Below are 19,727 nucleotides of genomic sequence, written 5' to 3'. Positions count from 1 at the left end.
AATGGATCAAGCGATTTGTGTGAGAGGAGACGGGCGCTGCCCGGCGGCATGCACAGCACGCCTTGGGTCCGGGCAAACGAGATTAGGCCGAATGCGCGCCGTCCGAGAGGGTTTTCACAAATTCCAGCACTTCGGAAACGGGCTTGCCCGCGCCGATCTGACCGACGATGGCCGAGCCAACCACGGCGCCGTCCGCGACAGAAGCAATGGCGCGGGATTTCTCGGGCGTGTTGATGCCAAAGCCGACGATGACGGGCAGGTCGGTGCTGGCCTTAATGCGGGCCACTTCGGGGCCGACATCGGTCGCTTCGGCTTCGGCCGAACCGGTGATGCCGGTGATCGAGACGTAATAGACAAAGCCGGACGTGTTCTGCAGCACCTTGGGCAGGCGGCGGTCATCGGTGGTCGGTGTGGCGAGGCGGATGAAGTTCATACCTGCGGCCTGTGCCGGAATGCAGAGCTCTTCGTCTTCTTCCGGGGGCAGGTCCACAACGATCAGACCGTCGATTCCCGCCGCCTTGGCGTCGGTCAGGAATTTGTCCACGCCGCGCGAATAGATCGGGTTGTAATAGCCCATGAGCACGATCGGGGTGGTGTCGTCGGTCTTGCGGAACTCGGTCGCGAGATCGAGCGTCTTTTGCAGGGTCATGCCGCCATCAAGCGCACGCTGACCAGCAAGCTGGATCGTGGGGCCGTCGGCCATCGGATCGGTGAAGGGAAGGCCCAGTTCGATTACGTCGACCCCGGCGCCGGGCAGACCTTTGACGATTTCCAGCGAGGTGTCATAGTCGGGATCCCCCGCCATCACATAGGCCACGAAAGCCTTTTTGCCAGCGGCCTGAAGCTCTGCGAATTTGGCGTCGATACGTGTCATCGGCGGGTCCTCGTCATTGATCCTGTCCCATGTGCCGCAAGCCACGGGGGAAATCAATCCCGCCTGCGCCGCTTGGGCCGAATTGCCGTTGAAAGGGCGGGTCGTGCGCGCTCAGAAACTGCGGTGATAGCGCAGCAGTAGAGAGTTGACGCCGGGATTGGTGGCAGAAATGCTGGCGTTGGATTTGTGCACGACGGCCAGCGACAGAGCGGAGCGGTCGTCGATCCTGTGGCCGATGCCGAGCAGGCTGCGGAATTCGAGCTTGTGCCCGAGGTCATTGAAGGGATTGCCCTTGAAATAGGCGCCGGGCATCAGGCTGCCTTCGACAAACCAGCTTTCGTCAAAACCATAAGTGGCCACCAGCCCGCCGCCAAAGAAGAAATCGTCTTCGGTATCGTAAGAGAGCATGGCGCCCCAGCCGAGGCTGAGGCGATTCCGTTCGAGAAAGGGGCGGTGATGGTATTCGACTTCCATCAGGGCCGCATCTGCGGCGGTACTGTCGAGAAAATCCGAATACCCGAGGCCCAGAACAATTTCCTGTGCGCTGACCTGCGTCGCCAGAAGCAGGCCCGTCAGAACGAAAGCATGTCTTTTCACCGATGATCTGCCCCATGCTCAGAACCAAGTTATCTTTTGAATATTAGTGCGTTCTGAGACATCGACAAGGGGGGCTCTATTGCGGCATGGTTTCGTCTTCCGGGTAGACGCCGATCATCCAGTTCGTCCCGAACTTGTCGCGCAACATGCCGAAGGCGGGAGCATAGAAGGTGGGGCCGTAGGGCATGATGATCTCTGCGCCGTCGGACAGTTTGTCGAAAATGGCCTGACCAACCGCAACAGAGGGAACCGGGTGGTTGATTGACACGGAGTCCTGGGCCGGGACGGGGGTGCCGGGCATGCCGTCTGCGGCCATCAGGCATTGGTCGCCAAGCATGATATGCGCATGCATCACCCGGTCGGACGCGGGCAGGCCCTCGTCTGCGGGGGCGTCGCTGTAGCGCATGATCTGGATTTCGGTGGCTTGGAATACATCGGCGTAAAAGTTCATGGCGGCTTCGGCGGTGCCATCAAAAGTAAGGTAGGGAATAAATGTCATTTGGGGTCCTCCATGGGGGGCAGGCTAACACGTGGCTTGCGCCGCCCCCAAACACTGCATATTAGCACCACGAGATTGTGACAGGAGGCCGACATGGGTTTCAAAATGGGGATCGTGGGGCTGCCCAACGTGGGCAAGTCGACACTGTTCAACGCACTGACCAAGACGGCCGCGGCGCAGGCTGCGAATTTTCCGTTCTGCACGATTGAGCCGAACGTGGGCGAGGTCGGCGTTCCAGACGCACGGCTGGACAGGCTGGCGGCCATCGCCGGGTCCAAGCAGATCATCCCGACACGCATGACGTTCGTGGACATCGCCGGTCTGGTCAAAGGGGCGAGCAAAGGCGAGGGGCTGGGCAACCAGTTTCTGGCCAATATCCGTGAAGTGGATGCGATTGCCCATGTGCTGCGCTGTTTCGAAGACGGTGATGTGACCCATGTCGAGGGTCGGGTGAATCCCGTCGAGGACGCCGAGACCATCGAAACCGAACTGATGCTGGCTGATCTCGAGTCAATCGAGAAACGCCGCGCCAACCTCGTGCGCAAGCTCAAGGGCAACGACAAGGAAGCCCAGCAGCAGGACCGTCTTCTGGCCGCCGCGCAGGCGGTGCTGGAAAATGGCCAGCCAGCCCGCGTGGTCGAGGTGGACGCGGAAGACGCCAAGGCGTGGAAGATGTTGCAGCTTCTGACCACCAAGCCGGTGCTTTACGTGTGCAACGTGGGCGAAGCCGAGGCGGCCGACGGCAATGAGCATTCGGCCAAGGTGGCGGAAATGGCCGCATCGCAGGGCAACAGCCACGTGATCATCTCGGCCCAGATCGAGGAAGAGATCAGCCAGCTTGAAGACGACGAAGCCGCCATGTTCCTTGAGGAAATGGGGCTGGAGGAGGCCGGGCTCGACCGGTTGATCCGCGCGGGCTATGACCTGCTGCATCTCGAAACCTATTTTACTGTCGGCCCCAAGGAGGCGCGCGCCTGGACCATCCGCAAGGGCATGCTGGCGCCGCAGGCAGCAGGTGTGATCCACGGGGATTTCGAAAAGGGCTTCATCCGCGCCGAGACCATTGCTTATGACGACTTCATCGCCTGCAACGGCGAACAGGGGGCCAAGGAAGCAGGCAAGATGCGCGCCGAGGGCAAGACCTATGAGGTCAAGGACGGGGATGTCATGCATTTCCTGTTCAATACGTAAGCAGGATCAAAACCTGTTTGGAAGGGCGCTGATCGGGCCCGCCACTTTGCGGTACATTGTGTATGTGAGAACCTTGAGGGCTCGACGCCGAAACTGCGGCTTTGAGCCCATACTAGAAGTGCTCCAAAAAAATGCAGATGTAGTCACGCGACCGACCAAAGCCACAAGTTGCATCTCAGAAAGAAAAGCAGCCATTCGTTTGTAGCGTGGCGAGTTCTTTGGCATCGACGTTCGAATTGGAGACACGCCAGCTGTGCACGTTAATTTGGCCAGACAGGTGCGCTCCGGATATCTCCGGCCAACCTGTTAGCGATTCTGCAGCGGATCCGTTGGGAAAACTGTTTTCTCAACTTTGGCCGGTGTCACGGTAGTGAGAACCCTTTGCCTTTTAGGCGCTCGACGATGAGCCTTGCGCCGGAAAGGTTGAAATGACCGTAATCCCAAACTAGCGGTATTCCCGAGGGAGAAAAAACCGTACATTTATCATTTGGGCAGACAGCCTCGATCATGGAATAATACTCAACTGGCAAGTTGGACAACTGCCGCGCCATTTGTTGGTCTAGATCCCGGATTTCCGGCAATTTTGACATGAAGGCCTGGACATCTGAGCTCCGCCTCGGAAGGTAATTCGCCATCAAAAGTTCAGGTAACGGGTGATCATATTCAACTGTTTGCCCCAGAACGATCAAGCGATCTGTATGAGTGCCCAACAGATCAACCGTTTTGCCAATGTTTTGATGCTCACCGTTCCGCCAACGCGCAGACAAAATGATCGCGTCGAACCTGTGATCTGGAAGAACGTCATCAAAGAACGAATTATACATCGCAACGCATTGTTGTTTGCCAGCGGACTGAACCACGGGCCTGCATCCTGACCGCGTGATTGTGCTTATCTTGACTGCTGGGAATGCGTCTTGAATGGCCCTTAGTAAATGATTTGCATGGCTGTCACCCATTAAAAGAGCATGAAACTCATTTTCAGATGGTGGCGCACATTCTAAATTCTGTTCAATAAGAGCGCGGAAATCGCAAAAAGCTCGTTTTGGCTCATGCATTTCATGCGACATTTTCGCCGATAGTTCCTGCCCAGCGATGTCCAAGCGATTGGGCGCGCCGCCCGTCATCACAAATGTCCATGATATTGATGCCGCCACGCAGACTATAACAAACGACGCAGCAAGAGTTCTTTTATCGGAAATACGATTGCGCCTGAATGGCTCTTCGACAAAGCGCCAACTCAAGTGTGCTGCGCCCCATGCAAAAAGAAAAAGCGCAATGCTTTCTGGAATGGTGAGAGATGTGGATAAGTTCCATGTCAGGTACATGACCATCGGTGGCCAATGCCATAAGTAAAGAGAATAAGAAATTCTCCCAAAATAGCGTAGTGGCGCCAGGCCAAAGAAACTGGCGATGCGCGTCTTACGCTCTGTCGGCCAAATCAACAAAGCAGTCCCAACCGCAGGCAACAGCGCGGACAAACCGGGATATGTCGCATTCGGTTCGATAAGGAAGATGGCGGCTAAAAGAAGCAAAAGGCCAACCAGCTTTATGGATTCAGATTGGCCTTTGCCCTCAAGGTTGGGGAGAAAAACAAGAAGTCCGCCCATCGCCAACTGCCAAGCTCTGGTCGGTAGCATGAAAAAAGAGAAGGTGGAAAAATCTGCACTGAGAAGGAATATTGAGACAAAGCTGGCGGCGATCAGGACGAAAATTGCGAATAACGCCCGCCCCGTTCGCAACCCAAAAGTGCGCGACATGAAAAGGAGCGCTATGGGCCACAGCAAATAGAATTGCTCTTCGACACCAAGAGACCATGTATGCAACAGCGGTTGAGTGTGCGCTTCTGGAGAGAAGTACCCGGACGCCCCCCAGAAGTATATGTTTGATGCACCAACCAATGAAAATGTAGCCTGCTGCCCAAGTAGAATGAGCGCTTCAGGTGAAAGCAAAACAGCACCGGCCGCCAAAGTCAGGAGGACCATAACCAATAGGGCTGGAATAATTCGCCGGGCCCTTCTGGAGTAGAAGTTCATGAAGCTGAACTCATTCAGCTCAATATCACGTACGATCAGCCCAGTTATCAAGAATCCGCTGATCACAAAGAAGACATCGACCCCTACAAATCCTGCCGTCTTACCATTGCTGTAGTGAAACAGAACCACAGCGAAGACAGCCAGAGCCCTAAGACCTTCGACATCTGGTCGAAAAACAGCGTCAAAAGGTGCGCGTCTTTCTATCATTCTATTGCTGTACTTCAAAACCAGCGCTTTTCTGAAACCTCGGATATCTGATAACCCGACCAGTCAATCTATAGTCCTGTGATAGTTGAAACTAGGGTATCTGTCCACATGCGGCAGACTATTTTGCAAGAGGCATTTGGGACGTCCGCTTGGAGAGTGTTTCATCAATGGATGGGCGCCAATCTTTCTGGCAAACTGCGAGCAAGTTGTTGGTCATCAAGGTTTTTTCCAGGTGAGCGAGATAATCTACCGCTTTTGAACTGATGTGCTGCGGGGCTGCCGCCCGCATCGTTTCACGATGGAGTCCTAAATCGCTGATCAGCGTATTTGCATCTGGCAGGTTTGTCCGGCACGACCGAAATCCTTCGCCGACAGCTCCCGAAGATATCTTCGGGAGCTGCTTCTCGACATGGCATCATGCCTTCACTGCGTTCGGCCCGAAGCCGCACCATTTATCGCAAAGGGCTGGTGAACGGGCGCCCTTTCTTGTTGGAAAATGCCACAGTTCCGCGCCGTTCTGGACGCTTGTGGCGGGCGGGGTGTTGAAATCTCGTCAGGAAAAAGGGCAGAACCGTTGAAAGAAAATCACGCGCCCTGACGCGCGGGTCCGGGGGGATGGACAGCCGTGAGCACGGTTCTATTGATCGAACAGACACTGAACGGGTTGCAATTCGGGGTCATGCTGTTCCTGATGGCGGCGGGGTTGACGCTTATTTTCGGGGTCATGGGGCTGATCAATCTCGCGCATGGGTCGCTTTACATGGTGGGGGCCTTTGCCGCTGCGGGCGTGGCGGCGGCGACGGGATCGTTCCTGTTGGCATTGATCGCCAGCCTTGTCGCGGCGGCGATTGCCGGGGTGATTGTCGAAATGACGGTGATCCGGCGGCTTTATGACCGGGATCATCTGGATCAGGTGCTGGCGACCTTTGCGCTGATCCTGATTTTTTCGGAAGGCACGCGGTGGGTGTTCGGCTCGTTTCCCTTGTTCCTTGATAAACCGGCGTGGCTCTCGGGCACGGTGATGCTGCCCTTCGGGATCGAGTATTCGCTGTATCGGCTGACGATCATTCTGGTCGGGCTGGCAGTGGCGGCGGGTCTGTTCTGGATGATCGCGCGTACGCGGATCGGCATTCAAATCCGGGCCGGGGAGAATGACCGCGAGATGATCGGCGCGCTGGGCGTGAATATCTCGCGGCTTTATACGCTGGTCTTCGCGCTGGGCGCGGCGCTTGCCGGGTTTGCCGGGGCGTTGATCGGGGCGATCCAGTCGGTGCAGGTGGGCATGGGTGAACCGGTGCTGATCCTTGCATTCGTGGTGATCGTGATCGGCGGGATCGGGTCGATCAAGGGGGCCTTGGTGGGGGCTGTGCTTGTGGGTTTGACCGACACGCTGGGGCGGCTTTTGCTGCCGCAGCTTTTTGGCCTGTTCATGGACCCGTCGGCGGCGACCACGGTGGGCGCTTCGCTGGCGTCGATGGCGATTTATGTCCTGATGGCGGGGGTGTTGCTGTTCAAGCCGTCCGGCCTGTTCGGAGGGGCATGAGATGCGACGCGAAACGATGCTCAACGCCACCCTGATGCTGATCCTGCTGGGCTTTCCGCTTTGGGCATGGTCGGTGGACGAACCGTTCCTGATCACGCTGAGCACACGGGCAGTGATCTTTGCCATTGCCGGGGTGGGGCTGAATTTTGCGCTGGGGATCGGCGGGCTGGTGAGCCTTGGCCATGCCGCGTTTTTCGGGATTGGCGGTTATGCGATGGGCATCCTGGCCTATCACGCGCAGACCTACACGGCGCTGGCAGAGTGGCCGGTGCTGATCGAGGGCACCAAGTCGATGCCGGTGATCTGGATCGTGGCGATCGTGGCCTCGGCGTTGGTGGCGCTGGGGATGGGAGCATTGTCGCTGCGCACGACCGGCGTCTATTTCATCATGATCACCCTGGCTTTTGCGCAGATGTTTTTCTACTTCACGATCAGCTGGCCGACCTATGGCGGCGAAGACGGGTTGTCGATCTATGTGCGCAACGGGTTTCCCGGGCTCAATACGATGGACCCGATCCAGTTTTACGCGATCTGTTATGCTTGGCTGGTAGTCGTGCTGTTCCTTGTGCACCGCGCGGCCAAAGCGCCGTTTGGCCTGATGCTGAGCGCGGCGCGTCAGAACGGGGCGCGGGTGCAGGCGGTGGGGCAGGTGCCGTATCGTCTCTACCTTGTGGCCTTCACGATTTCCGGGGCGATTACCGGGCTGGCCGGGGCGCTGTTTGCCGATCTCAACCGCTTTGTCAGCCCGACCATGTTCAGTTGGCAGACCAGCGGCGAAATCATGGTGTTCGTGATCCTTGGCGGGGTGGGGCGCATCTTTGGCCCCGTCGCCGGGGCGGCTCTGTTTATCCTGCTGGAACACGTGCTTGGGGGCTTGAGCGAATATTGGCATGTCTATCTCGGCGCGATCCTTCTTGGGGTGGTTCTGTTTGCGCGGGGCGGTCTTTTCGGGCTGATCGCGGGCCGGGAGGTGGCGCATGACTGAGCCGATTCTGAAGGTCGAAGGCATCAGCAAGGCGTTTGGGGCATTGCAGGCGAGCAAGGGCATCACGCTTGATTTGCGACAAGGCGAGATTCATGCGCTGATCGGTCCAAACGGGGCCGGGAAATCGACGCTGATCCAGCAGATCACCGGCGGGTTGGCGCCGGATGCTGGGCGGGTGGTGTTTGGCGGCCAGGATGTTACCACGTACAGCACCGCGGCGCGGGCGCGGCTGGGCATGGCGCGGACCTTTCAGATTTCATCGCTGGCGATGGAATACACGGTGTTGCAGAACGTGGTGCTGGGCGCGCTGGGCGCCCGCGGCGGCGTGTTCCGGTTCTTCCGCCCGGTGATGAAGGACAAGGCGTTGCTTGCAGTGGCGCGCGATGCGCTCGCGCAGGTCGGGCTGGAGGAGTTCGAGCGGTTCCGCACCTCGGAACTCAGCCATGGGCAGCGTCGTCAGCTTGAGGTGGCCGTGGCGCTGACCCTGAAACCGCGCGCGTTCTTGATGGATGAGCCCATGGCGGGGCTTGGGGCGGAAGGCACGCAACGCCTGATGGGGTTTCTGGACGGGTTGCGCGCGCAGGCGCCGATCCTGCTGGTCGAACATGACATGGATGCGGTTTTCGCGCTTGCGGACCGGATCAGTGTGCTGGTTTACGGCGAGATCATCGCCACCGGCACGGTCGAGGATATCCGGGCGAACCCCCTGGTGCGCAGCGCCTATCTTGGCGAAGAGGACGCGGAGGGCGTGGCATGAGCCTGTTGAAGCTATCGCATGTGTCGGCCTTTTACGGTGCCAGTCAGGCCCTGTTCGATGTGCATCTGAGCATTGAAAAGGGGCAGGTCGTGGCGCTCATGGGGCGCAACGGGATGGGCAAATCGACCACGGTCAAGGTGATCTCGCGCCTGCTGCGCCATCGCGGCGGGACTGTGATGTTTGACGGGCAGGATATGGCGCGTGTGCCGTCTTATCGGGCAGCGCGGGCCGGGATTGGCCTTGTCCCCGAGGGGCGGCGGTGTTTTTCGAACCTGACGGTGCATGAAAACCTGATCGCGGCGGCGCGGCCCGGGGCGTGGGATTTCAAGGCTGTCGCAGGGTTGTTCCCGCGCCTTGAAGAACGGCGGGATCAGGTGGCGGCGTCCCTGTCGGGCGGAGAGCAGCAGATGCTGGCGATCGGACGGGCGCTGATGACCAACCCGCAGCTTCTGGTGCTGGATGAGGCGACCGAGGGGCTTGCCCCCGTGGTTCGGCAGGAAATCTGGGCGGCGATTGCGCGGCTCAAGGCGGAAACCGGGATGGCGATCCTTGTGATCGACAAGTCCATTCGCGAACTGTCACGGGTCGCGGATCACGCGGTGATCCTTGAAAAAGGCGTGTCGGTCTGGGAGGGCGCGTTTTCGGCGCTGAGCCCGGAGATCACGGACAGATACCTCGGCGTCTGAAGTGGGACGCGAATTATTACTGTCCGAGTGAGTCAAGCTGCATGGCTTCGAGCGTGTGCGTCAGGCCATTGTGGATGTGGGTTTCCAGAAGCTGCGTGGCTTTGTCGGGGTCGCGGGCAAGGGCCGCGTCGAGCATTGCCTTGTGTTCGGCCGCCGCGACTTCGCCCCGAAAGGTCAGAACAAGGAGCTGGTAGCGCAGGTACCTGTCATAAATCTTGGAATGCAGGGACAGAAGGTTCGGGGCGTTACAGGCCCGGATCAGCGCGAGATGGAATTCCCAGTCATAACGCTTCCAGGATTCCTTTTCGCTCTCGTCTCCGCTTTGCATCATGAGTTCCATGCGGTGCAGCTTGTGATGGGCCGCGACAAGGTCGCCTTCCCATTCCGTGTCACCATTCTCGATGGATTGCCGGAGCGCGTGACATTCAAGCAGGGCGCGAAGGCTTGCGATTTCGAGCAGGTCTTCCTTGGAGACGGGGGTCACGAAGAAACCACGCTGTTCCTCGGCGGCGACAAAGCCGTCACTTGCCAGCCGGTTGAGCGTTTCGCGCAAGGTCGACACGCTCGCGCTGTAGCGCGCTTTGAGCGCATCCAGTTTCAGCTTCGAACCGGGGGCCAGCGTGCCGAATATGATGTCGCGCTTGATGCGTTCATAGGTTGATGAGCCTACCGTGTGCGGTTGCTTGGCCATGCGGAGCGCCCTGATTATTCAAGAATTTCATATGACGTAACATTTCCTGACAGCATCTACAATTCTCCAAAATATCACCTGTTTTAAAAAATATATGATATTATTGATTTGGTCGACTGAAATCGTTAGTCTCCTGTCCAACAAGAGATCGAATCCCATCAGCGGGGATGTATTTGATCCGACTTTGGGAGGTGGCCAATGGTGTCATCCAGAGATAGCGGGACGGTGGGAAAGGCGGGCTCTGGCCTGCGTCTTGCCATTGCGGGCATCGGTCTCGTGGGGCAGCGCCATGCCGACGCGCTTGATCATGTGGCAGGGGCAACGCTATGCGCGATTGTCGACCCGAGCGACATGGGAAAGGCCGAGGCCGCGGCCCGGAACGTGCCATGGTATGGTGAACTCGAAAGCATGATCCGGGCCGAGGCGCCGGACGGAATCATCCTGTCCACGCCAACCAAGCTTCACGTGGCGCAGGGGCTGGCCTGTGTCGAGTCGGGTGTGCCGGTGTTGATCGAAAAGCCGCTGGCCGATGACATTGACGCGGCGCGCGTGCTGATCGACCGTGCCGAGAAGGCAGGTGTGGCAATTCTCGTGGGGCATCATCGCCGCCACAACCCGATCATTCGCAAGGCGCTTGAATTGATCCGCGAAGGCCATGTCGGCACGGTGCGCGCCGTGCAGGCGACCTGCTGGTTCTACAAGCCGGATGGCTATTTCGACGTGGCGCCGTGGCGCAAGAAGACGGGGGCGGGGCCGATTTCCGTCAATCTCGTGCATGATATCGACCTGCTGCGCCACCTGTGCGGCGAGGTCGTGAGCGTTCAAGCGCAGGCCGCCCCGTCAGCGCGCGGATTCGAGAACGAGGATGTCGGGGTTGCCTTGCTCAGGTTCGAGAGCGGGGCGCTTGGCACGATTACCGTATCCGACAGTATCGTGTCGCCCTGGAGCTGGGAGATGACGTCGCAGGAGTACCCGGTGTATCCCGCAACATCCCAGAGCGCCTACCAGATTGGCGGCAGTCACGGTTCGCTTTCCATTCCCGACCTGACACTGTGGTCGCATGGCGCGCAGCGCGATTGGTGGTCGCCGATTTCGGCAACCTCCATGCCGCGTGGGGCATCCGACCCGCTGATCAACCAGATGGCGCATTTCGTGGCGGTTATCGAGGGGCGCGAGGCGCCGGTCGTGTCCGGGCGGGAAGGGCTGCGCAGCTTGGCCGTTGTCGGCGCCATTCAGGACGCAGCCCGCACACGGGAAACGATCCATCTTGTTTCGGAGGCCGTGGAGGCGGCCAGGACGGGGGCGGAGGGGCTCCGCGACCGTAAAGGACACTTTGAAAACCCGGTGCAGTAAGACGCCGGAAATCATCATCTTGGGAGGAAAACAGATGATTACCAAATTCACCCGCCGCGCTGCGCTGGCATCATTCGCGGCCCTCGGCCTTGCCGCTGGGGTCGCTGGTTCGGCCCATGCCGCAGGCGACAAGGTCACGATCACGATGGCAACATCCGGTTCGGAGACGGACCAGCGTTCGGTTGCGCTTGCCCAGGTGTTTGCGCCCATGGTTTCAGGTTTTGCCGAGTACAAGCCGGCCTACAACGGAACGATGTTCGCGCAGGGTGCAGAGCTTGAGGCGATTGCGCGGGGCAACCTGACGATGTCGATCACCTCGGCGCAGGAACTGGCGCAGTTCTTCCCCGAGTTCTCGATTTTTGCCACCGGGTACGTGCATCAGGATGCGGCACACCAGGTGCGCGTGTTCAACGACCCGCTGATGGATCCCTTCAAGAAGACGGTGGAAGAGGAACTTGGGGTCAAGCTTCTGTCGGTGATGTATCTGGGGCGCCGCCACGTGAACCTGCGCTTCACGCGGGCCGAAAAGGACATTCAGACCCCGGCCGATCTCGCCGGTGTCAACCTGCGCATGCCGGGCACGGAAGCGTGGCAGTTCCTTGGCAAGGCGCTTGGCGCGTCGCCGACACCGCTGGCGTTCACCGAGGTCTATACCGCTTTGTCGACCGGCGCCGTCGATGGCCAGGACAACCCGCTGCCCACCGTCGTGGACAAGAAATTCTACGAAGTGACCAAGCAGATTGCCCTGACATCCCACCTTGTCGACCTGAACTATATCGCGTTCTCGAAAGAGACCTGGGATTCGCTGACATCCGAGCAACAACTCGTGGTGCAACGCGCGGCGGATGCGGCGGCGTCTTACGGGCGCCTCAAGCAACTGGATCAGGAAAACAGCCTGGCCGAGTTCATCCGCAGTCAGGGCGTGGAAATCTACACGCCGGATCTTGCGGCCTTCCGGACCCATGTCCAGTCCCAGTATGTTGGTTCTGAAGCTGCGGCGAGCTGGCCCGAAGGGGTTCTGGATCGCATCAACGCGCTCGGTAACTGATAAACCGGCACGGGAGGGCCATGTCATGAACGCTGTTTTTAACAGGCTCTCCCGTGTTGCAGAATTCATCGCCGCCATGGCATTGGCGGCGGTGTTCGCCACGTTCCTCATCCAGATTTTCAGCCGCTACGCTGCAAAAATCGCCTGGCTCATGCCCATTCCGCCAATCTCGGACTGGATGGCGTCTCTTGAGCCGATCGGCTGGACGGTGAACCTCATTTCACTGCTCTGGGTCTGGATCATTTTCTTCGGCTGCGCCTTCATCGTGAAGGAACGGGATCACGTCACGTTCGACGTTCTCTACCTTGCCGCGCCGAGTGGCGTTCGCCGGGTGCTGGCCTTTGTGTCGGCGCTCGCTCTGATTGCTGCCATGCTCTATTCCTTTCCGGCCACGTGGGATGCGATCTTTGGCAACCGATTGATGGATCTCAAGAAAATCCCAACTTTGCGGATGCCGTTCACGGGTGAAAAGATCGCGATCAAGTGGCTCTTTGGGGCCTATATCCTTCTCATGATCGCGACGATCCTACGCTATCTGTGGCGGCTTTATTGGCTGGTTCGGCACGGACCGCCGAAAACCGAGTTGGAGGAACTGGTTTCGGATGACGCCCAAACGGGGGACACACCATGAGCCAAGAGTTGCTTTTTGGCCTCATCGCCCTCTTTGGAATGGCGGCGGTCGGCACACCGGTGGCCTTTGCCATCCTTGTCGGGGTCATTGTCTATCTCGGTATGGCAGGGCAGGACCTTGCCATCGCAGGTCAGACGATGGTGCAGCGCCTGTTCGACGGGTTTCTGCTTTTGGCGGTGCCGTTGTTCATCGTCTCTGCCAATATCATGAATGCCGGATCGATTTCCGATCGGTTGCTGAATTTCTGTATCGCAGTTGTCGGGCGGTTCCGTGGGGGCATGGGGCACGTGAACGTGGTTGCGTCACTCATCTTTTCGGGCATGTCCGGATCGGCCGTGGCCGACGCGGCGGGGATCGGCAAGATCATCATCGAGATGATGGTCAAGAGCGGCAAGTACACGCGCGGCTATGCGGCGGCCATCACGGCGGCCACGGCCACGATCGGCCCGATCATCCCGCCCTCTATTCCGATGGTGATCTATGCGCTGGTCTCCGGGGCGTCGATCAAGGACCTGTTCCTTGGCGGTATCGTTCCGGGCCTGCTGATGGGGCTGGTTCTGATGGGGTTGAACGTCCTGATCTCGCATCGCCGCGATTTCGGACGCGAGGACCCGGTGCCGCTGCGTGCCCTGCCGCGGCTGACCGTGCAGGCGACGCCGGCCCTGCTGATGCCGTTCATCCTGCTTTTCTGTCTTTATAGCGGCATCACCACGCCCACCGAGGCGGCGGCCATTGCCGCGCTTTATGCGCTGGTGATCGCGGCGGGCCTTTATCGCGCGATCAAGGTGAGCACGCTTTATCGCGTTTTCGTGGACAGCGCCCGCGCGTCGGCGTCGGTCGGGCTGGTGATCGGGGCGTCGATGATCCTGACCTATGTCGTGGTTCAGGAAAACATTCCGCAAACGCTTTCGAACGTTCTGGACGGGGCGGACATTCATCCGCTGGTGTTCCTGCTGCTGATCAATGTGCTGGTGTTGCTGCTGGGCTGCATCCTTGATGCGACCGTGATCATTCTCGTGATCGTGCCGCTGTTCATTCCGACCTGTGAAGCGCTTGGGATTGACCTTGTGCATTTCGGGGTGCTGATCGTGGTCAACTCGATGATCGGACTGATCACGCCGCCCTATGGAATATTGCTGTTCGTCATCAACGCGGTCACGGGCATTCCGCTCCGGGAGATCATCGGTGAAATCTGGGCCTTCCTGGGAGTTCTGCTGCTGGCGCTTCTGGCGATGATCCTGATCCCGGATATCGTTTTGTGGCTGCCGCGCCTGTTCGGCTACCAAGGATAGCGGACATGTCATCACAGATCAAAGCGGGGCTTGTCGGGCATGGGATTGCAGGGTCGCTGACCCCCTTGCTGCACGAGGCCGAGGGGCGCGCGCTGGAGCTGAACTATCGCTATCTGCGCATTGACACGGTGCTGGCCGAACATGCGGGGCGGTCTTTGCGAGACCTGATCTCGATGCTGGAGGACCAGGGGTTTTGCGGGGTGAATGTCACCCATCCCTACAAAGGGGAGGCGGCTGCATTGGCAGACGAGGTTTCGCCCATCGTTGCAGACCTTGGTGCGGCCAACACCGTTGTTTTTAAAGACGGAAAACGCGTCGCGCATAACACGGATTACATCGGGTTTCGGTCCGCCCTGCAGGAGGCGAAGGGGCTGGGCGCGATCGGGTCGATGCTGTTGCTGGGGGCAGGGGGCGCGGGCAGCGCGGTTGCGCTGGCGCTGTTGGATCAGGGCTGCGATCACCTGACGATCTGTGACCCCGCGCCGGGAGCGGCGGAACGTCTGGCGCACAGGCTCGGGGGGCTGAGGCCAGCGCGGCGGGTCGAGGCGGTGACGGGACTGGCGCAGCTCGACGCGCAGCTGCTGGATGGTGCGGTGAACGCGACCCCGCTGGGAATGGAGGGACATCCGGGCATAGCGATGGACCCGGCCATTCTGGCGGCGCGGACATGGGTGGGGGATATCGTCTATTTCCCGCTTGAAACCGAATTGTTGAAGCGCGCGCGTGCGCGTCGCCTGAACACGTTGCACGGGGGGCGGATGGCGGTGTTTCAGGCCGTTTCAGCCTTTCACCTGTTGACCGGCCACAGGGCCGATGCGGATCGAATGAGCGCGCAGTTCCAGAACCTTGTCTCGACCGGTTCACCGCCCGTGAGGGCCAGCGGACCTGCCTGAGGGAGCGACCATGAAGAAGTCTATCGCCACGGTGTCGATCTCTGGCACGCTCCGGGAAAAGCTGGAGGCGATTGCCGCCGCCGGTTATGACGGGATCGAGATTTTCGAGCAGGATTTCATCGCCGATGACGGCAGTCCCGCCGATGTCGGGCGGCTGGTGCGGGATCATGGGCTTGAGATCACCCTGTTCCAACCCTTCCGGGATTTCGAAACCTTGCCGGAGCCGGCCCGGTCCAAGGCATTCGACCGTGCCGAACGCAAGTTCGACGTGATGCAGGAGCTTGGCACCGATCTCGTGCTGGTGTGTTCTTCGGTCCATCCTGCGGCGCTTGGCGGTATCAACCGGGCAGCGGACGATTTTCACGCGCTTGGGGAGCGCGCGGCCCAACGGGGGCTGCGGGTGGGCTATGAGGCGCTGGCCTGGGGGCGCCATATCAATGACCATCGGGACGCCTGGGAGGTGGTACGCCGCGCCGACCATCCGAATGTCGGCCTGATCCTGGACAGTTTTCACACGTTGGGACGCAAGCTGGACCCGGACAGTATCCGATCCATTCCCGGCGACAGGATTTTCTTCGTACAACTGGCGGATGCGCCGCTGATCGAGATGGACCTGCTTTATTGGTCGCGCCATTTCAGGAATATGCCCGGCGAGGGTGATCTTGACGTGACCCGGTTCATGCGGGCGGTGATGGCGACGGGCTATGGCGGGCCGATCAGCCTGGAGATTTTCAACGACCAGTTTCGCGGGGGCAATCCGCGCTCGGTTGCCAAGGACGGGTATCGGTCGCTCGTGGCGCTCATGGATGACGTTGTCCGCACGGAGCCGATGCCGGGGCTCTCGGAGGCGGGTATTCCGCCGCGCGTTCCCGCCGAAGGGGTGGCTTTTGTCGAACTGGCCTCGCGCGGCTCCGAGGCGGAAGCGCTGGCCGGGGACCTTGACGCAATGGGGTTCGAGAAGGTCGGTCAGCATCGGAGCAAATCCGTCGCGCTGTGGCAGCAGGGGGATATTCGCATCGTCGTCAACGAGGAAACGACAGGCTATGCCGCCGCAAGCTGGAACGCGCGCGGAACCAGCGTGTGCGATATCGGGCTGACGGTCTCGGATGCGCAGGCGGTGGTGACGCGGGCCACGGCGCTGGGGGCGGAGCTGTTCGAACAACCCATCAGCGAGGGGGAGCTTGCGATACCGGCTGTGCGCGGACTGAGCGGGTCGGTGCTTCATTTCCTCGATGGCAGTTCAGATCTCTCGCAAGTGTGGCGGACGGAGTTCGATGCACCGGAAGATGCGCCTGCCGGCGCGGGGCTGACCCGCATCGACCACATAGCGCAGACCATGAGCTACGAGGACATGCTGAGCTGGTCGCTGTTCTACACGACCCTGTTCGAGATGAAGAAGGCCCCAATGGTCGACGTCATCGACCCGGACGGGCTTGTGCGCAGCCAGGCGGTGGAATCGGGGAACGGGGCGGTCAAGATCACGCTGAACGGGGCGGATACCCACCGAACGCTCGCGGGCGCTTTTCTTGCGGATACGTTCGGGGCGGCGGTACAGCATATCGCCTTTGCCACAGATGACATTTTCGCGACGCTGGAACGGTTGTCCGCGCGCGGATTCGCGACCCTGCCCATTTCGCCGAACTACTATGACGACCTTGCTGCCCGGTTCGATCTTGCCGACGGGCTAATCGGGCGCATGAAACGGGCGGGGGTGCTCTATGACGAGGAAAATGGCGCGCCCTTTTTCCAGAGCTATTCGCGCAGCTTCAGTGGTGGATTGTTCGTTGAGATCGTTCAGCGGTCGAAGGGGTATTCGGGCTATGGCGCCCCCAACGCTCCGTTCAGGATCGCCAGCCAGAAACGCCTGTCCCGCGGGAAGGCCATGCCGAAGAGGTAGTAGACCTCTCGGCCGGGCGATTGGTTGAAAAGGGCGTTTAAGAGGCGCCATGCGAAGAAGCGGAACTGCCGAAAGAAATCCGGTTTGAGACCGCGCGACCTATTGAGTTGAGGGACCGTACCTGAATTCGAGCGATTGCAGACGGACACCGCTCCGGCCGCTCTGGCGACCTGCTGCTTGTACCGCTGGTCTAGGAGAAGGTGGCCGGGTGGGAGGAATCCTTGCGCCCCGATGATCGTTCTAGCCTTATCCTAGCCGCCGGAGAAACTGGGGCAGTTCGGTTGAAATGGCTGGCGCACCAGAAGAGCGAAGCGAAGGCAATTGGCTTGGGTTGGCGCGAGGAGCGGAATGGAGCGGACCCTGGGACAAGGTGCTTTCCAGCCCTTCTTGGGCGTAGATCATGCCCACTGGCAACGCTTCGCAGCCGGCCGCCCGGCATTTCGGTCAATGCTACCGAAAAGTGGGACGTTGCCACCCTTGAAAGCTATGCCAATTTCAAGTCACGCCGTGGCCGTCAATTATTCGCGTATCGGTGCGCTGGCGAAAATGATCCTACCAAAAAGGCAAGTTCCCCGGTTTTCTCTTCCTCACGACGGCAAGATGTTATGGTTCAGTCGGAAGAAGTTGTCCGGGTCGTACTTGCCTTTGATCTGGGAAAGCCGCTGGCCGTTTTCGCCATAGGCGCTTGCCACGGGTTGCTCTTCATCTTCGGGCATGAAGTTCACGTAGGCGCTGCCCGTGGAAAACGGTTTCATTCGATCATAAAGGGTGCGTGCCCAGGTGATACAACTTTCGTCTTTTGCCGGGTCTTCCCAACGCGTGTGCACGTTCATGATGAAATGCGAAGACCTTTGAGGATAGGCTGTCTCGTTGTCCGCTACGCGTGCCATCGCCCCGCCGATATGGGCGATGAATACTTCGCAGGCCGGGTCTGGTAGGGTCGCGATACCGTCGAGCAAGGCTTCAATGGCATCCGACGGCAATGCATCGAAGTCATGGCTTTTCCAGTAGTTTCGCACCCCCGGTGTCAGAAGCGGATCAAACGCTGCCTGCCAATCGACAAATGCGTGGGGCGAAATGACGTCTGCAATCGGAGTGCCCAGCGCGCGCAAACCGGCCATTGCTTTTTCGCCTTCCTCAATTGCGCCAGTGTAGCAGGTCGCAAAAATGAGAACTTCGCGCCCGTGCCATTCTTCGGGAAGAAAAGGCAGCGGGGGCGCCTTTCGCATCACGCTCCATACAGTCAGTTCATCAGGTGCGTTGTCCGCGATTTTCGTGAATTCCGGAAGCAATCCCGGTGCCGCGTCGATGGGATGCACAATCAAGCCAGACAATACTTCAGGGCCCAGATCATGCAATCTGAACTCAAAGGATGTGACGATACCAAAGTTGCCGCCGCCCCCCCGTATTGCCCAGAACAGGTCTGGATGGCTGCTTTGTGATGCGGTCACGATGTCGCCGTCGGCGGTCACGACCTCGGCCGAAATCAAGTTGTCGATGGTCATCCCGTATTTGCGTGTTGTCCAGCCGAAACCGCCCCCCAAGGTAAGTCCTGCAATACCCGTGGTAGAGTTGATCCCCACCGGAACCGCAAGTGCGTGCGCCTGGGTTTCACGATCCACATCTCCAAGCAGCGCGCCCGGCTCAACGCGGGCGACCTTGGCTTGCGCATCCACGTGAACGGAACGCATGTGTGAAAGATCGAGCAGAACGGTTCCATCGGCCACGGCATGGCCGGCAATTTGGTGGCCGCCGGACCGTATCGACATGACCAGTCCTGCCTGGCGGCAAAAATTCACCGCCTTTTGCACATCGCTTGCGCCTATGGCGCGGATAACAATGGCTGGCTGGCGATCGACCATGCTGTTCCAGAGCGTACGGGCTTCGTCATAGTCTGCGCCGCCGGGCATAAGCACGTTCCCCCGGAGAGACGCCCCGAGCGCATCCAGAGCGTCCTGGCTTAACTCTGTCGCGCCGCCATTGAGTTGTTTTGCTTCAACCATAAGAAAATCCTCCCAAAAAACTGGTTGGGTTTCCTGTGTATCTGCCTCAAGAAAGCGAATTCACTTCAGCAATGAATCTGGGCCCTATGACAGGGCGCAGAAGTACGAGTTAACACCAATTTAGACTGTCAGGCGAAGAGGCCGGGATCGACGCGGTCCACCGGGGTAATAACGTCCGCCGGGATATTCAGGCGTTCGGCTGAGGTGCCCCTAGTTTCCTAGACACCTGCCTTTTCCAGTTTGAGCTGTCGTTCTTCGAAGTCAACGGGCGACAGCATGCCGTTGTTCGTATGTTTGCGCTTTGGGTTGTAGAACAGCTCGATGTATTCAAAGACATCTCGCCGGGCTTCCTCGCGCGTCCGGTATTTCCGGCGTCTGACCTTTTCCCGCTTCAGGAGCTGAAAGAAGCTCTCAGCCACTGCGTTATCATGGCAATTGCCCCTGCGGCTCATTGAATGTTCCAGATTGTGTTCGCGCAGGAATGCGGCCCATTCACGGCTGGTGAACTGGGCGCCTTGGTCGGAGTGGATCAGCAGGCCAGGTCCGG

The 19,727-nt window shown here is 59.4% G+C and carries 18 protein-coding genes; 11 read left to right on the top strand and 7 right to left on the bottom strand.

Annotated elements, in window-relative coordinates:
* Positions 1-82 precede the first annotated feature (82 nt).
* The 3 genes from trpA to BMZ35_RS00080 all read right to left on the bottom strand — a co-directional run bounded on the left by trpA (position 83) and on the right by BMZ35_RS00080 (position 1,970).
* The gene (gene trpA / locus BMZ35_RS00090; protein ID WP_093089930.1) at positions 83-874 is read right to left on the bottom strand and encodes a tryptophan synthase subunit alpha; all 792 of its coding nucleotides are present in this window, start codon (positions 872-874) and stop codon (positions 83-85) included.
* Positions 875-985: 111 nt separating this feature from the next.
* A complete protein-coding gene (locus BMZ35_RS00085; RefSeq protein WP_242654655.1) occupies positions 986-1,471 on the bottom strand; it encodes an acyloxyacyl hydrolase in 486 nt (161 codons plus the stop codon).
* A 76-nt stretch (positions 1,472-1,547) separates the two neighbouring features.
* Positions 1,548-1,970: a VOC family protein gene (locus tag BMZ35_RS00080; protein ID WP_093089929.1), complete on the bottom strand. Its 423-nt coding sequence runs from the start codon at positions 1,968-1,970 to the stop codon at positions 1,548-1,550.
* A 93-nt stretch (positions 1,971-2,063) separates the two neighbouring features.
* Here BMZ35_RS00080 and ychF point away from each other — a divergent pair, with 93 nt between their 5' ends.
* Positions 2,064-3,161: a redox-regulated ATPase YchF gene (gene ychF, locus BMZ35_RS00075; protein WP_093089928.1), complete on the top strand. Its 1,098-nt coding sequence runs from the start codon at positions 2,064-2,066 to the stop codon at positions 3,159-3,161.
* 362 nt (positions 3,162-3,523) lie between these two features.
* Here the strand turns inward: ychF and BMZ35_RS00070 are convergent, their stop codons facing one another.
* The gene (locus BMZ35_RS00070; protein WP_093089927.1) at positions 3,524-5,401 is read right to left on the bottom strand and encodes an acyltransferase family protein; all 1,878 of its coding nucleotides are present in this window, start codon (positions 5,399-5,401) and stop codon (positions 3,524-3,526) included.
* Between the two features lie 625 nt (positions 5,402-6,026).
* On the opposite strand from BMZ35_RS00070, the gene BMZ35_RS00065 reads away from it, so the two are divergent.
* From BMZ35_RS00065 to BMZ35_RS00050, 4 genes are read left to right on the top strand one after another with little or no spacing between them, the layout of a single operon-like run.
* Positions 6,027-6,944: a branched-chain amino acid ABC transporter permease gene (locus BMZ35_RS00065; RefSeq protein ID WP_093089926.1), complete on the top strand. Its 918-nt coding sequence runs from the start codon at positions 6,027-6,029 to the stop codon at positions 6,942-6,944.
* 1 nt (position 6,945) lies between these two features.
* Positions 6,946-7,929, top strand: coding sequence for a branched-chain amino acid ABC transporter permease (locus BMZ35_RS00060; RefSeq protein ID WP_093089925.1), 984 nt, complete (start codon positions 6,946-6,948; stop codon positions 7,927-7,929).
* Entirely contained in the window at positions 7,922-8,686 is a 765-nt protein-coding gene (locus BMZ35_RS00055) for an ABC transporter ATP-binding protein (protein ID WP_093089924.1), read from the top strand. The genes BMZ35_RS00060 and BMZ35_RS00055 overlap by 8 nt, the downstream gene beginning before the upstream one ends.
* Positions 8,683-9,372 carry an ABC transporter ATP-binding protein gene (locus BMZ35_RS00050; protein ID WP_093089923.1) on the top strand — a complete coding sequence of 230 codons (690 nt, stop codon included), beginning with the start codon at positions 8,683-8,685 and terminating at the stop codon, positions 9,370-9,372. Before BMZ35_RS00055 ends, BMZ35_RS00050 begins: the two co-directional genes overlap by 4 nt.
* Before the next feature lie 16 nt (positions 9,373-9,388).
* Here the strand turns inward: BMZ35_RS00050 and BMZ35_RS00045 are convergent, their stop codons facing one another.
* Positions 9,389-10,063, bottom strand: coding sequence for a GntR family transcriptional regulator (locus BMZ35_RS00045; protein WP_093089922.1), 675 nt, complete (start codon positions 10,061-10,063; stop codon positions 9,389-9,391).
* A 198-nt stretch (positions 10,064-10,261) separates the two neighbouring features.
* On the opposite strand from BMZ35_RS00045, the gene BMZ35_RS00040 reads away from it, so the two are divergent.
* From BMZ35_RS00040 to BMZ35_RS00015, 6 genes are read left to right on the top strand one after another with little or no spacing between them, the layout of a single operon-like run.
* Complete coding sequence (locus BMZ35_RS00040; protein ID WP_093089921.1) at positions 10,262-11,416, top strand: Gfo/Idh/MocA family protein; 1,155 nt, start codon at positions 10,262-10,264, stop codon at positions 11,414-11,416.
* A gap of 34 nt (positions 11,417-11,450) precedes the next feature.
* Positions 11,451-12,464, top strand: coding sequence for a TRAP transporter substrate-binding protein DctP (gene dctP, locus BMZ35_RS00035; RefSeq protein WP_093089920.1), 1,014 nt, complete (start codon positions 11,451-11,453; stop codon positions 12,462-12,464).
* A 25-nt stretch (positions 12,465-12,489) separates the two neighbouring features.
* Entirely contained in the window at positions 12,490-13,095 is a 606-nt protein-coding gene (locus BMZ35_RS00030) for a TRAP transporter small permease (RefSeq protein ID WP_093089919.1), read from the top strand.
* Positions 13,092-14,387: a TRAP transporter large permease gene (locus tag BMZ35_RS00025; protein ID WP_093089918.1), complete on the top strand. Its 1,296-nt coding sequence runs from the start codon at positions 13,092-13,094 to the stop codon at positions 14,385-14,387. Before BMZ35_RS00030 ends, BMZ35_RS00025 begins: the two co-directional genes overlap by 4 nt.
* A gap of 5 nt (positions 14,388-14,392) precedes the next feature.
* Positions 14,393-15,280: a shikimate dehydrogenase gene (locus BMZ35_RS00020; RefSeq protein WP_093089917.1), complete on the top strand. Its 888-nt coding sequence runs from the start codon at positions 14,393-14,395 to the stop codon at positions 15,278-15,280.
* 10 nt (positions 15,281-15,290) lie between these two features.
* Positions 15,291-17,177, top strand: coding sequence for a bifunctional sugar phosphate isomerase/epimerase/4-hydroxyphenylpyruvate dioxygenase family protein (locus BMZ35_RS00015; RefSeq protein ID WP_093089916.1), 1,887 nt, complete (start codon positions 15,291-15,293; stop codon positions 17,175-17,177).
* Positions 17,178-17,764: 587 nt separating this feature from the next.
* Here the strand turns inward: BMZ35_RS00015 and BMZ35_RS00010 are convergent.
* Positions 17,765-19,180 (bottom strand): FAD-binding oxidoreductase, encoded by a 1,416-nt coding sequence (locus tag BMZ35_RS00010; protein ID WP_093089915.1) that lies wholly within the window; start codon positions 19,178-19,180, stop codon positions 17,765-17,767.
* Positions 19,181-19,398: 218 nt separating this feature from the next.
* A partial coding sequence (locus BMZ35_RS00005) for an IS3 family transposase (RefSeq protein ID WP_165609974.1) occupies positions 19,399-19,727 on the bottom strand: 329 nt, incomplete at its 5' end.

Origin of the sequence: Shimia aestuarii (genome assembly GCF_900114635.1) — a bacterium.
GTDB classification, from domain to species: domain Bacteria; phylum Pseudomonadota; class Alphaproteobacteria; order Rhodobacterales; family Rhodobacteraceae; genus Shimia; species Shimia aestuarii.
The sequence above is the reverse complement of the archived record's forward strand: the minus strand, read 5'-3'. Positions and strand labels throughout refer to the sequence as shown.